General features: G+C 52.8%; 13 protein-coding genes. 9 read left to right on the forward strand and 4 right to left on the reverse strand.

The genetic code is table 11. From position 1 onward, the window contains the following. The 6 genes from ACI3UA_RS05270 to ACI3UA_RS05295 all read left to right on the forward strand — a co-directional run. Nucleotides 1-717, forward strand: a 717-nt coding sequence (locus tag ACI3UA_RS05270) for an ABC transporter permease (RefSeq protein WP_439723785.1), incomplete at its 5' end; no start/stop codon positions are given. Nucleotides 718-1,058: 341 nt separating this feature from the next. Continuing rightward, nucleotides 1,059-1,364 (forward strand): PTS sugar transporter subunit IIB, encoded by a 306-nt coding sequence (locus tag ACI3UA_RS05275; RefSeq protein WP_439723786.1) that lies wholly within the window; start codon nt 1,059-1,061, stop codon nt 1,362-1,364. Nucleotides 1,365-1,406: 42 nt separating this feature from the next. Beyond that, nucleotides 1,407-2,747: a PTS sugar transporter subunit IIC gene (locus ACI3UA_RS05280; protein WP_439723787.1), complete on the forward strand. Its 1,341-nt coding sequence runs from the start codon at nt 1,407-1,409 to the stop codon at nt 2,745-2,747. Between the two features lie 3 nt (nt 2,748-2,750). Beyond that, complete coding sequence (locus ACI3UA_RS05285) at nt 2,751-3,071, forward strand: PTS lactose/cellobiose transporter subunit IIA (protein WP_439723788.1); 321 nt, start codon at nt 2,751-2,753, stop codon at nt 3,069-3,071. 86 nt (nt 3,072-3,157) lie between these two features. Then, nucleotides 3,158-4,558, forward strand: coding sequence for a glycoside hydrolase family 1 protein (locus ACI3UA_RS05290; RefSeq protein ID WP_439723789.1), 1,401 nt, complete (start codon nt 3,158-3,160; stop codon nt 4,556-4,558). A 319-nt stretch (nt 4,559-4,877) separates the two neighbouring features. Next, a complete protein-coding gene (locus ACI3UA_RS05295; RefSeq protein ID WP_439723790.1) occupies nt 4,878-5,588 on the forward strand; it encodes a GntR family transcriptional regulator in 711 nt (236 codons plus the stop codon). A gap of 110 nt (nt 5,589-5,698) precedes the next feature. On the opposite strand, the gene ACI3UA_RS05300 is transcribed toward ACI3UA_RS05295, so the two are convergent. The 3 genes from ACI3UA_RS05300 to cbiM form a co-directional block, all read right to left on the reverse strand. Next, nucleotides 5,699-6,385: an energy-coupling factor ABC transporter ATP-binding protein gene (locus ACI3UA_RS05300; RefSeq protein ID WP_439723791.1), complete on the reverse strand. Its 687-nt coding sequence runs from the start codon at nt 6,383-6,385 to the stop codon at nt 5,699-5,701. Beyond that, entirely contained in the window at nt 6,382-7,185 is an 804-nt protein-coding gene (locus tag ACI3UA_RS05305) for an energy-coupling factor transporter transmembrane component T family protein (protein WP_439723792.1), read from the reverse strand. Before ACI3UA_RS05305 ends, ACI3UA_RS05300 begins: the two co-directional genes overlap by 4 nt. A 90-nt stretch (nt 7,186-7,275) precedes the next feature. After that, a complete protein-coding gene (cbiM, locus tag ACI3UA_RS05310) occupies nt 7,276-8,268 on the reverse strand; it encodes a cobalt transporter CbiM (RefSeq protein ID WP_439723793.1) in 993 nt (330 codons plus the stop codon). Nucleotides 8,269-8,488: 220 nt separating this feature from the next. Between cbiM and larA the strand changes: the two genes are divergently transcribed. Continuing rightward, nucleotides 8,489-9,766, forward strand: a complete 1,278-nt coding sequence (gene larA / locus ACI3UA_RS05315) for a nickel-dependent lactate racemase (protein ID WP_439723794.1) — start codon at nt 8,489-8,491, stop codon at nt 9,764-9,766. A gap of 185 nt (nt 9,767-9,951) precedes the next feature. Beyond that, nucleotides 9,952-11,310, forward strand: coding sequence for a sodium-dependent transporter (locus ACI3UA_RS05320; RefSeq protein WP_439723795.1), 1,359 nt, complete (start codon nt 9,952-9,954; stop codon nt 11,308-11,310). Between the two features lie 281 nt (nt 11,311-11,591). Here the strand turns inward: ACI3UA_RS05320 and ACI3UA_RS05325 are convergent, their stop codons facing one another. After that, nucleotides 11,592-12,428, reverse strand: a complete 837-nt coding sequence (locus ACI3UA_RS05325; RefSeq protein WP_439723796.1) for a DUF4931 domain-containing protein — start codon at nt 12,426-12,428, stop codon at nt 11,592-11,594. A 216-nt stretch (nt 12,429-12,644) separates the two neighbouring features. Here ACI3UA_RS05325 and ACI3UA_RS05330 point away from each other — a divergent pair. Further along, a partial coding sequence (locus ACI3UA_RS05330; protein ID WP_439723797.1) for an oligosaccharide flippase family protein occupies nt 12,645-13,276 on the forward strand: 632 nt, incomplete at its 3' end.

Genomic DNA, 13,276 nt, shown 5'->3' on the forward strand with positions numbered 1-13,276 from the left:
ATTCTGGCGGATATTTCCAACCGCTGGGGAGCGGAGCGGACGGCGCTGGCACTGGGTGCCGACCGCAATGCCCTTGCCGGGCGCATTGCGCCGGTGGAGGCGGGGCTAAGAGTGCTGTCCAACCCGACCCAGGGCTATCTGTTTTTCTTCCTTATCGGCCTTGCTATGGCGGCATTTCAGCAGGGCATTATCTTTGCGGTGGGCGCTTCCATCCTGCATGAATATGAGCAGCAGGAAAAGGGGCCTTCCTTCAGGAAATTGCTGATGGCGAAGGCCGTGTTCTACTGGTGCCTTGCCATGCTGTCCTATTTTGTTATTCTGGCCGCCATCCGCTTCGGGCTGGATATCCATCTGCAGGCTCCTTTATGGAAGCCGGTGCTCTTAGGAGCGGCGTATTCCTTCTGCATGGTCTTTTTTGCGGCCTTTGCGGCTTCCCTGTTCCGCCGGGAGGTGCAGTTTATCAGGGCCAGCATCATGTATCCTGTGCCGGCGTTTATTTTGTCCGGCTACGCCTGGCCTGCGGAGGCCATGGGGCCGGGGATGCAGCTTCTGGCGAGTATTTTTCCCATGTCGTATCTTTCCAATAATGTGCGGGAGCTGTTCCTGATGGGGACGGCGCCTGATTACTGGCACAGCATGGCTGTGCTTCTGGTGCTGGGGACGGCCTGCGGCTGTCTGGCGGCATTTTTCTACAAGCCCCACAGGCACGCTATATAGCGTGCTTTCATATACCCTTATAATATTTCCCTTGATATGCTCTCTTTCGCGTACAGGCAGGATACGGCCTGTGGCGGAAGGGAGCATATTTTATGTCTGGCCGCCGTGGGTTTTTGTATGATTTCTATAACAAATTAAGTAATGTCACTGCACACTAAAAGCTCCATGTACTTAAAAGAAAATCTATACTTTTTTATAAAAAGATATAACTTTTACTTGACATTGCATATCCCTATGTGTATAATAATAACTGTCAAAGGGAAATGAACCAAAAACGAAGGGTTCACTTCCAAGCAATAAATTTAAGGGTATTTTTAAAGTCAAGAGAGGGGAATTTTATCATGAACATCTACTTAGTTTGCAACGCAGGTATGTCTACTTCCATTGTTGTCCGCAAAATGCAGGAGGCCGCCAAGAAGCAGGGCCTGGATGACATCCATGTGGAGGCTTTCTCCGTAGAGATTCTGGATCAGAAGGCTGACAGTGCAGATGTAGTTCTGCTGGGGCCTCAGATTCGTCACATGCTGGGGGATGTAAAGAAGGTTGTTGACGGCAAGTGCCCTGTTGACGTGGTTGATATGCGCGACTATGGTACTCTCCGTGGTGACAAGATTCTGGCCAAGGCTTTGCAGATGGCTGGAAAATAAGCATTTATATTTTCATGTACATTAAAGGGGTGTAACGAAAAAATGGGTTCTTCTGTAATTGAAAAGTTTGAGGCGGTCATGATGCCTATTGCCGGCAAGGTTTCCAGCAATAAGTATCTGCTGGCAATGCGAGATTCCTTCTCCATGCTGCTGCCGTTCATCATCGTTGGTTCCTTCTTCGGTATTATGGAGTGGGTAGTTCTGGATCCGTGGGGTACTGTTCTGGGCGAGAATGGTATGAACCTGGGTGCCAGCATTACCGGCCTGACCGGTGACGCCTACAAGGCTTCCGGCTTCGTGGCAACCTTGCAGATGCTGCAGGGGCTGTGCAACAACGTAGTAACCGTGGGCTTTGGTGTTTTCTCCTTCCTGCTGGTTATCGCTTTTGCTTACCGCCTGGGCGGTATCTGGGGCGGCGACAAGTTCTCCACTGCCCTGACTGCTGTTGGCGCTTTCATCATCATGACCCCGCAGCAGATTGTTACCAAGGCCGGCGACAAGATTGGCGCCTTTGATATGAACTATTTCGGCAACAAGGGCGTGCTGACTGCCATCATCGTGGCTACGGTCGCTTCCTGGCTGTTCGTAAAGCTTTCCAATAACGAGAAGATGAAGATTAAGATGCCTGAGACTGTGCCGCCGGCAGTGGCAAAGTCCTTCGAGGTTCTTGTACCGGTATTCTTTACCCTCGGTTTCTTCACGGTATGTTCCACTATCCTTGCCAACTGCCAGTTCATGGGCTCTGCCTGCCTGAATGACCTGATTTACAGCCTGATTCAGGCTCCGCTGATGGGCTTCTCCCAGGGCCTTGGTTTCTCCCTGCTCTATCAGGGCATTGTATGGTTCTTCTGGTGGTTCGGTATTCATGGCCACAACGTTACGGCAGCTATCCAGAACATGGTTTACATGCCTGCACAGCTGGCCAATCAGGCTGGTGACGCCAGCTACATCTTCAGCAACGGCTTCTTTGAGGCTGGCCTGATGCACATCATGGGTCTGGTTATTGCCATCCTGATCTTCTCCAAGAAGGATAGCTGGAGAGCTGTCGCAAAGCTGGGTGCCCCTGCAATGTTCTTCAATATTCAGGAGCCAATCGCCTTTGGTCTGCCAATCGTTCTGAACCCGCTGCTGCTGGTTCCTTATGTACTGGTTCCATTGGTAAATACTGTAATCGGTTATATAGCAATTTCCATCGGCCTTGTACCTATCTTCAAGTACGTAGTGCCTTGGACCATGCCTCTGTTCTTCGGCGGCACCATCGGTACCGGTTCCGTGATGGGCGGTCTTCTGCAGGTAGTATGGCTGCTGGTTGATATTGCGATTTACGCGCCGTTCGTCATTGCCGGCAACAAGGTAAAGGACGAATATGAGGAGGAAGCATAATTTATGGACGAGAAGGTTGTAGAGCAGTCCATGGAAATCATTACCTATTCCGGTAATGGCCGCGCTCTGGTAATCAATGCATTAAAGGATTTGTTCCAGGATGGCGATGTCGCCAAGGCCCGCGAGCAGATTGCTGCCGGTGGCAAGGAAATCGGCGAGGCGCACCAGATGCAGACGGATCTGATTTCCGCTGAGTGCGATGGTCAGGAGGTAGAGAAGTCAGTTCTGCTGATTCATGCCCAGGATCATTTTATGACCGCTTTGGCTGTAAGGGATATTGCGTCCCTTATGGTGGATATGTATGAAAAGCTGTCCCGGAAGTAAGGGGCAGGTATGACAGGGTGGCACGGCTGGCAGAGGACGGTCGTGCCATTTTAAAAGAAACGTTTTTAAAAGAAGAGGGATTTTTTATGCAGTACAAGTTTCCAGAGAAATTTTGGTGGGGTGCGGCAACCTCCGGCCCGCAGTCCGAAGGGCGCTTCCAGAAGGCGCACCGCAACATTTTCGACTATTGGTATGATACGGACCCGGATGCCTTCTTTGACAAGGTGGGTCCCAATGTAGCGTCCAATTTCTATAACAGCTTCCGTGAGGATATCGGCCTCATGAAGCAGGTCGGTCTTAATTCCGTCCGCACTTCTATTCAGTGGACCCGTCTTATCAAGGATTTTGAAACCGGCGAAACTGATGCTGACGCAGTGCGTTTTTACAATGAAGTCATTGACGAATTTATTGCACAGGGCATCCGTCCTGTCATGAATCTCGTTCATTTCGATATACCGGTGGAGCTCCTGCACCAGTATGGCGGCTGGGAGTCCAAGAAGGTGGTGGACCTGTTCGTTATCTTTGCCAAGAAGTGCTTTGAGCTTTTCGGCGACAGGGTAAAGGACTGGATTACCTTCAACGAGCCGATGGTTATTCCGGAGGGGGGCTACCTCTACAAGTTCCATTATCCGCTGAAAGTGGATGGCAGAGCTGCCGTGCAGATTATTTATAACCTGAATCTGGCCTCTGCCAGGGCGGTGCAGGCTTATCACGAGTACCGTGACAGGGCCGGCATCGAGGATGGCCGCATCGGCATAGTCATCAATCTCACGCCTGCTTATCCTCGCTCCGAAAGCGCGGAGGATGTGGCAGCAGCTCATTTTGCAGAGATTTTCAAGAACAATGCTTTTCTGGACCCGGCGGTCAAGGGCGAGTTCCCTGCCGAGCTGGTGAAGATTCTCACTGATGATGGCGTTATCTGGGAGTCTGCTCCGGAGGAGCTGGAGATTATCAGGAACAACACGGTGGATTATCTGGGTGTGAACTATTACCACCCTGCCCGTGCCAAGGCTCGTGAAAGCGAGCTGGACGCTTCCCTGGGCTGGCTGCCTGAGAAGCATTTTGAGGATTACGAGTGGCCGGAGGCACGTATCAACCCGCATCGCGGCTGGGAGATTTATCCGAAGGCTATTTATGATATCGCTATCAATGTCCGTGACAACTACGGCAATATTCCGTGGTTTATTTCTGAGAACGGCATGGGCGTTGAAGGCGAGGCGAAGTTCCGCAATGCCGATGGCGTAATCGACGACGATTATCGCATTGAGTTTATCAGGGAGCATCTGGAATGGCTCCACAAGGGCATTGAGGAAGGCGCCAACTGCTTTGGCTATCATCTGTGGACCCCGATTGACTGCTGGTCCTGGATGAATGCCTACAAGAATCGCTATGGCCTGATTGCTGTAGACGATTTGGCAACTCAGAAGAAAACCATTAAAAAATCTGGCTGGTGGTTCAAGAGCCTCAGCGAGAACAATGGTTTTTGATAGTTAGTGCAGGCAACTGTGCTAATGTCCCTCTAGTTTCTTTAAATTTATATTCGTACCCTGTGCGGTGGCCTGCTCCCTGTGCCTTTGCGGCGCGGTGGGCGGGCGGCGGCACGCAGAGAAGCCTGCTCCCCCAAAGCGGGCTTTTTCTGTAAGCGGAATAGGAAAAAATATATCTTTATTTTAGATAATATATCTTTTGTTTAATAAAAATGTGATATATGTATATGAAAATATGTTGTTTTATGTTATAATGTCCAAAAGAAGGTTGAGCGATAACAGATAAATATATAGCTTGTATGTATAAGGGGTAATTTGTATGAATAAGTATGAACAGATAGCGCAGGATATTTATAATGATATTGCCAGCGGCAAATATGAGCCGGGCAGCCAGCTGGCGCTGGAGAAGGAGATGTGCGCCCACTACGGTGTCAGCCGCATTACGGTCAAGCGTGCCGTGGATGAGCTGGTAAAGCAGGGGCTGGTGGTGAAGCGCCGTGGCTCCGGCACCTTTGTGAAGGGTGTGCAGGAGGAGGATGTGGAAAATGTGGGCATGTGCGGCCAGTTTGGCGGTTTCAGCAATACCTACAAGGGGCATCAGGTGACTACCGATGTCAAGAAGTTTGAGATAGTGCATCCCAGCGATGAGGTGGCCGAGAAGCTAAAGATTTCCACAGATGATTTTGTGTATGATATTATTCGTGTCCGCTATCTGGACGGCAAGCCTGAGAACGTGGAGTACACCCAGATGCCTATAGAGGTGATTCCCGGCATCAAGCAGGAGGTGCTGCTGAATTCTATCTACAACCATATTGAGAATACCCTGAAACTGCAGATTCAGTCGGCTCATCGTACCGTCAGCGCCGACATGCCGACAGAGCAGGAGAAGGAATACCTGCAGATAGATGGGCTGCTGCCGGTGCTGCAGGTGGCACAGGTGGCTTTCCTCAGTGACGGAAGGCCCTTTGAGTATTCCAAATCCCGCCATCGCGGCGACATGAGCGTATTCAGGGCTGTCAGCATACATTGATTGGGGACAGGTGCCGCTGAAAAGGATATAGCAGACAGTGACGAAAGGGCATAAAGCAGTATAAAGAAAATAAAGAGAATAAATGGCAAAAGAAAAGACTTAGCTTCCTGTCAGGCTAAGTCTTTTTTGGTGGCCCGGAGGGCGGCGGCAAGCTGTTCCTCATGGGAGGTAAAGATGATGGTTTTGCCTGCGGCCTGCAGGCTGGTCAGGAAATCCGTCAGCCAGCTCTGGGCGGCGGCATCCAGATCGTTCATGGGCTCGTCCAGAATCCATATCCGGGGATTCATGGACAGGATAGCGCCTATGGCGGTTTTTTTCTTTTCACCGCCGCTGAGGGTGTAGGGGGTGCGGTGCCTCAGATGGCTGATTTGAAGCAGCTGCAGGGTGTCCTCGACCCTTTTTTTGATTTCCACCGGGGACAGCCCCATCTGAACGGGGCCAAAGGCGATTTCTTCCTCTACGCTGCTGCAGAACAGCTGGGCATCGGGATTCTGCCACACGTAGCCGAGCTGCTGGTGAAATTTTTTGGCGTAGGCGCTGTCGGCCAGCTTCCTTTTGGTGAGGGGCTCACCCAGAAAAAGATAGCTTCCCCTGTCCGGAAAAACAATGCCGTTCAGCAGCTTGATGAGGGTGGTTTTGCCACAGCCGTTTGCTCCGGTCAGCTGCATGGCCTCACCGGCGTGGATTTTCAGGCTGATGTCGTGCAGGACAGGCTGTCCCGGCAGGTAGCCGAAGCCGATATTCTGTAGCTCCATGACAGGCGTGCTGCCTGCCGCTTCGCGTGATGTGTTTTTCATAGGAGCATCTCCAATCTCAGGTAGATAAAAAGCAGGCCGCCTGCCAACAGCAGAAGGGCGATGTCCGCAGGCCGCCAGGGCATCCTGTGGCTGTGGGGATAGGTGCCGGTAAAGCCGCGGCACTGCATGGCCTGATGCATTTCCAGCGCCATGTCCTGGGACTTGAGAAAAAGATTGCCCAGGATTCCGGCCAGCGCCCTGGATTTTTGGGGATTGTGGCCGACGGAGCGCAGTTTCAGGGCTGTCAGTGCGTCGCGGGAAAGATTGCCCAGCAGGTAGATGTATCTGAGGGCGGTGTCCAGAATAAAAATGACGGACTGGGGGACATGGAACCAGCTGATGGCGGCCGTTATCACATTCCAGGGATACAGGCGGGCAAAAATGCCGGAGGCCAGGACGGTCAGGAAGGTTTTATAAGGCAGCAGCAGGGTGAGGGGATTGGCTGTAAAGTAAATGGCAGGCAGCAGGACCAGCAGGGAAAAAAATGCGGCGGCCAGGGCGGGAAAAAGCAGCTGCCTGATAAGCCTGCCATCATGCAGGGCAAGGAGAACCAGCAGCAGGGCCGCCGCGGAGTGGAGAAAATAGGGCTGGCGGCTGGTGACGCACAGCAGGAGCAGCAGGAGAAGAAACAACAGGGCGGCGGCAGGGGAGGGCAGCAGCCCTGCAGGAAGCGCCGGCGGCCCGCCGTCATACCGGGCCAGCAGTCCGGCGATACGCAAAAAGGACCGGGAAATAAAATAGTCACGGTCCTTGTCAGGCGTATATTGTTCTTCCTCTTTCAGCCAGTCAGGAAGCTGCATGAAGTTATCCCCCGCTTGTTGTTTTTTGGGGTGAAGCAGTGGGAGGATGACGGCGGGTCACAGGCATAAAGGGTGCAGAGGCCATGCAGTCTATTTGGCCGCGGACAGGGAGCCCCATAGCTTGAAGGTGATAACCAGCAGGGCGGTGCCGATAACGGCCGAAAGAATGTAGGCAAAGGCATCAGGCATACCGCTGATGGCGTAGTCCGGGAACCACACATCAAGGCTGAAGCCATCCAGCATGCCGGATGGCGTATAGCCGAGAGGGGCGCCGGTCTCCGTCAGCTCAGCCATTTCCTCAGCTCCCCATTCGCCCCAGGCGGTGCCCTCGGCAATCAGCCCCAATGGGCAGAGGACGATGAGGGCCAGCAGGGCGGCGACGGAGGCGCCGATTTTTTTGTCAGCATACCTGCCGGACATGCTGGAAAAGGCCGGTGCAGTTCTGGTGAGGTAGGCCAGCATGGCTCCTGTGAACACCGCCTCGGCCAGACCGAAGATGGTGAGATGCCCTGCCATCATGGCCGGGATGGAAATGGAGAGCGGGTAAGGGCAGTACAGGGCCTGTCCCAGCTCGTTGGTGAACAGCATCGGCTGAATGCCAAACTCGATGGCGGCGGCCAGGGAGGCGGCGTTAATGCCCACATAGCCTGCCACAGCGGCGCAGACCGGGGCAGTTCCATCGGAGGAAAGCACCCGGCGAAGGGCCTGATAGGCATAGTAGCCGGTGAAAGGCAGCAGGAATGCCATGTTGAAGCAGTTGGCGCCGATGGCAAGAATGCCCCCGTCACCGAAGAACACCGCCTGTACGATTAGTGCCACGCTGACGGACAGGCAGGCGGCATAGGGGCCGAACAGCAGGGCAATCAGCGTGCCGCCTACGGCGTGGCCGGTGGTGCCGCCGGGCAAAGGTATATTGAACATCATGGCAAGAAAGGAGAATGCCGCGGCAACGCCGAGAAAAGGCAGTTTTTCCGGAGGCAGCTCCTGCCTGACCTTCTGCACAGACATGTACCAGACCGGCGCCATGGCCGCGGTCAGCACTGCGCAGGTGCTTGGACTGAGATAGTTTTCAGGAATATGCATGAAATCACTCCTTTTGTTTTTTCGCGTTCTGTACGGAACATACTTGTATTATATCGTACAAACGTAATTTTGTCACGCAAATCTGCGGGAAATTTGTTTGATGAATTTGCGAAAAACATATTGCCAAATGATTGTATTTACTGTATAATCAATATTAAATAATTCACAATTAAGGGGAAGTCGGGATATTTGAGGTAAATAGAGAGGGGAAGTGTCTTTTATGGAACTGCAAATTCCTTATAACAAAATTCGGATGAATATTGAGATTCCGGACGAGAATTTTCAGGGCGTGCTGGAGTCTGACCCGGCAGGCTGCCGCATGGAGGGCTCGGAGCAGGAGATCGTGGAGCGCGCGCTGGACAACCCTATTGGCAGCCAGTCCCTTGAAGAGCTGGTAAAGGGCAAGAAATCCATGGTTATCATTTCCAGCGACCACACCAGGCCGGTGCCGAGCCATGTGACCATGCCTATCCTGCTGAGGAGAATCAGGGAGGCCAACCCTGAGATTGATATTACCATCCTGATTGCCACAGGCTTTCATCGGGCTACTACCCATGAGGAATTGGTGCAGAAGTACGGCGAGAAGATTGTGGCAGAGGAAAAGATTGTCGTGCATGACTCCCGTGATGATGCCGGTATGGCTGACCTTGGGAAACTGCCGTCCGGCGGTGCGCTGAAGCTGAACCGCCTTGCCATCGATACTGACCTGCTGATTGCCGAGGGCTTCATCGAGTCCCACTTCTTTGCGGGCTTTTCCGGCGGCAGGAAGAGCATTCTGCCGGGTATCGCCTCTGCGACCACCGTCATGGCAAATCACTGCAGTGAGTTCATCGCCAGCCCTTATGCCAGGACGGGCATCCTGAAGAACAATCCTATTCATCGCGATATGCTCTATGCCGCCCAGCAGGCAAAGCTGGCCTTTATCCTGAACGTGGTCATTGATGCGGAAAAGAAGGTCATCGGCGCCTTTGCCGGTGACAGCGAGCAGGCCCATGTGACAGGCTGTGAATTCGTGCTGAAGATGGCCGAGGTGAAGGCAAATCCTTCCGATATCGTGGTGACCACCAATGGCGGTTATCCGCTGGACCAGAACATCTATCAGTCCGTAAAGGGCATGACTGCAGCCGAGGCCAACTGCAGGGAAGGCGGCGTTATCATCATGGTTTCCGCCTGCAACGACGGCCATGGCGGCCAGTCCTTTTACGAAAACCTTCGGGATGCGGCCAGCCCGCGTGCGCTTCTGGAGCGGATTGCCAAGGTGCCGAGGAATGAGACCATCCCTGACCAGTGGGAAATGCAGATTCTGGCAAGAATTCTTGATAAATTTACCGTAATCATGGTAACTGACATGTGCAGTCCTGAAATGATCAAGGAAATGCACATGGAGCATGCGGCTACCTTCCAGGAGGCCCTGCAGCGTGCTTTTGAGATAAAGGGCAATAACGCCAGTGTGACAGTAATTCCCGATGGAGTGTCGGTTATTGTTCGCACCGCCTAAAATAATATTTTCATGCTTTGTGCCGGGGATATTCCCCGGCTATTTTTTTGCCCGCCCGCGCACGGCTTTATCGCGTTGCGGATATGCCGATTGCCTGCTTATTTGTTAATTTTCATTTGCATGTGAACATGTTTTATATTACAATATTGATTCGTGAATGATATTATATGGGAGGAAAGTTTTAGATGGCGCGTGAATCCTTTAATTCCCGGATTGGCTTTATTCTGGTCAGTGCGGGGTGTGCTATTGGCATCGGCAATGTGTGGCGGTTTCCTTATGTGGCCGGTGAGAATGGCGGCGGTTTCTTTGTTTTGTTTTATCTGCTGTTTCTTTTGATTATGGGTCTGCCGGTGCTGACCATGGAGCTGGCCGTGGGGCGGCATACGAGAAAAAGCGCGGTGAGCGCCTACCGGATGCTGAAGCCGCGGAGCAGGTGCTGGCAGCTGCATGGCTGGGCGGCCCTGGCAGGCAATATCATCCTGATGCTGTACTATACCACCGTGTCAGGCTGGATGATGACCTATTTTTTCAAGTTCCTGCGGGGTGAGTTTTCTGCCGGCATGTCCGTCGGGGACGTGGGGGCGGTCTTTGACAGGCTGCTGGCCAGCCCTCTGGAAATGGCTTTCTGGACGGTACTGACCATTGTCCTGGGGTTCTTTGTGTGCAGCTTTGGCCTGCAGAAAGGACTGGAGCGGGTGACAAAGGTCATGATGGGGGCATTGCTGGTGCTGATTGTGGTGCTGGCGGTACATTCCCTGACCTTGGAAAGAGCCCTCGAAGGCATGGAATTCTTTCTGATGCCCAACTGGGGGATTGTAGAGCATGTGGGCTTTGGCAATATGATAACGGCCGCCATGAATCAGGCATTTTTTACCCTTTCCCTGGGTATTGCCTCCATGGAGATTTTTGGCAGTTACATGTCCAAGGAACACGGTCTGGCCGGTGAATCCATCAGGATATGCGCTCTGGATACCTTTGTGGCAATCATGGCGGGCACGATTATTTTTCCGGCCTGCTTTGCCTTTGGCCTGCGCCCTGATGCGGGGCCGTCCCTGATTTTTGTTACCCTGCCAAATGTATTTATCAACATGGCCGGCGGCGGCCTGTGGGGAAGCCTGTTCTTCCTGTTCATGACCTTTGCCAGCCTGTCCACGGTGCTGGCGGTATTTGAGAACATTATCGCCCTGTTCATTGATACCTTTGGCTGGAGCCGCAGGAAGGCGGTTATTTTTAACGGCCTGCTGATTTTAGTGGGCAGCCTGCCGTGCGTGCTGGGCTTTAACGAGTGGAGCCATGTGACGCTGCTGGGAGACAGGGGGATTCTCGACAGTGAGGACTTCATCGTGAGCAATCTGCTTCTGCCGGGCGGCTCCCTGATTTATCTGCTGTTCTGCGTCAGCAGGTTTGGCTGGGGCTTTGACAATTATCTGGCCGAGGCCAATATCGGCGACGGCATGAAAATTTCCCGACGCTGGAAGCCGTACCTGCAGTATGTACTGCCGGTAATGCTCTTCTTTATCCTGATAAGCGGATTGCTTACTTGAAAATGTGACAAATAAAAACAGGGACTGCCGCATGCGGTGTTTATTAGCTTTTCGGTGACGGCAGCATCATAGACAGGCACGCTCTCGCTATGAGCATGAGCCTCAGGCTGCTGAATTCATTCATCGCCTTGTGGCTCGAATTCATTAAGAAGCGAGGCTCATATAAATGACTGCTATGATACATGCCGTCACCGTCTGCTTCATGATACATCGCAGGAGTGAGGCAGTCCCTTTTTTAGATATAACATATCAATTTTCAGTCAAAAGTACGGCTGGGAAGTTTAATAGGAGAGCAGCTTTTCCCGCAGGGCGGCAGCTGTCTGTTCCCTGTTGGTAGGGCTGAGGTGGATGTTGTAGCCGATGAACAGCGGCGAGGTAGGATAGCGGGGCATCAGGCGCACATGGACGCGTCCCCGGTAGATGTAAAAGAAGATATTATAGCTGAAGCTCTCGCGCTGGTGTATTTCCTTCAGAAAGGCCACACTGCCCTGGATGTAGTCGGCCATGGTGTGAATGGCCGGGGTCAGGGGCAGGGGAGCAGGTGACTGCTCGGTGCCCTCGGCGAAGCTGACCTTGTCGGAATAGGCTTCGGGCAGGAGGTTGATGTTGATTTCGGTAAAGCCTACGTGGGGCTGGGTGGCGATGTTGACCTCGACGCCGTTTTTGGTGGACACGGATATGCCGTCAAACTCCTTCGGGTCATACATCAGCTCCGGACGTATTTCGGGAAAGCCGACAATCTGCATGTGAGGATGGCGGATGGTGCCGCCGGAGAGGGGGCCGAAGTTCTTGAACAGCACAACTGCCTTGTAGTCACCGGAGTTGGTCATGGTGAGCCAGTGGCGCAGGGCAAAACGCATGAGCCTGTGCATGTGGTCATGGGTGTAGTCAGGTATATCGCTGTCGCACTCATCCGTCTCAATCAGCACCAGCTGGTCAGATGGCACCATGACATTGTACTTGTTTTTCAGAAGAATCATGCTTCCCTCCGTGGCCAGTATGCCGGTCAGGCCTTTGACATCACAGAAGGGACAGGTGCTTTGATTGGGCATGCCGGGAATGGTGCGGGGCTTGCGCCTGCCGACAGAAATGTTGAAGTCCAGTAAATTTACGCTCATGTGTAGGGAGTGACGTCTTTTGGGAAAAGCCGTACTCTCCTGCCTCCTCTCAATTAAATAGTCTGCTTGCAGAGTTTGGTATAAGGTGTTATAATTTCTCTGTTGTAGTGTAAAATGGAGAGGCTGTGCTTTCAGCCCTTCCTTAATTATAGCTAGATTGGGAAGGATTTGCAACAACGGCGAATCTGACTGAAAAGGCGGTGAGTGTTTCCCGGTATGCAGGAAAAAGAACAGGCAAGAGAAGTTAATGAGAAAAAATCCAGCAAGGCGGAGTCCTTTTTGAAGGGCACGCTGATTCTGACGGTTGCTGGTGTAGTTGTAAAGGTTATCGGTTCCCTGAACTGGATTTTTGTTTCCAGAATTCTGGGCGGCGAGGGTATCGGCCTGTATCAGATGGCGTTTCCTATTTATTTTTTCGCCCTCAGTGTTTCTACGGCAGGCGTACCGGTGGCCATTTCCATTATTACGGCGGAACGCGTGGCGTTAAAGGATATTTTTGGCGCGAAGCGGATTTTCCGGATTTCCATGTCCCTGATGCTCGTGACGGGACTGATTTTTACTGCCCTGACCTATTTTGGGGCCCAGTGGCTGATTGACTGGCACTTTATCCGCGATGCCAGGGCCTATTGGTCCGTGGTGGCGCTGGCGCCGGCCATTTTCTTCGTTACGCTTTTGGCCAGCTCCCGCGGCTATCTGCAGGGCTGGCAACGCATGACGCCGACGGCTGTTTCCCAGATTGTGGAGCAGATATTCAGGGTTGTGACCATGATTTTGTTTGCCAGCCTGTTTCTGCCCTGGGGACTGGATTTTGCGGCGGCAGGTGCCAGCCTGGGCGCCTTTGCCGGTGC

It is taken from the genome of Anaerovibrio sp., assembly GCF_051866355.1.
Classification (GTDB): Bacteria; Bacillota; Negativicutes; order Selenomonadales; family Selenomonadaceae; genus Anaerovibrio.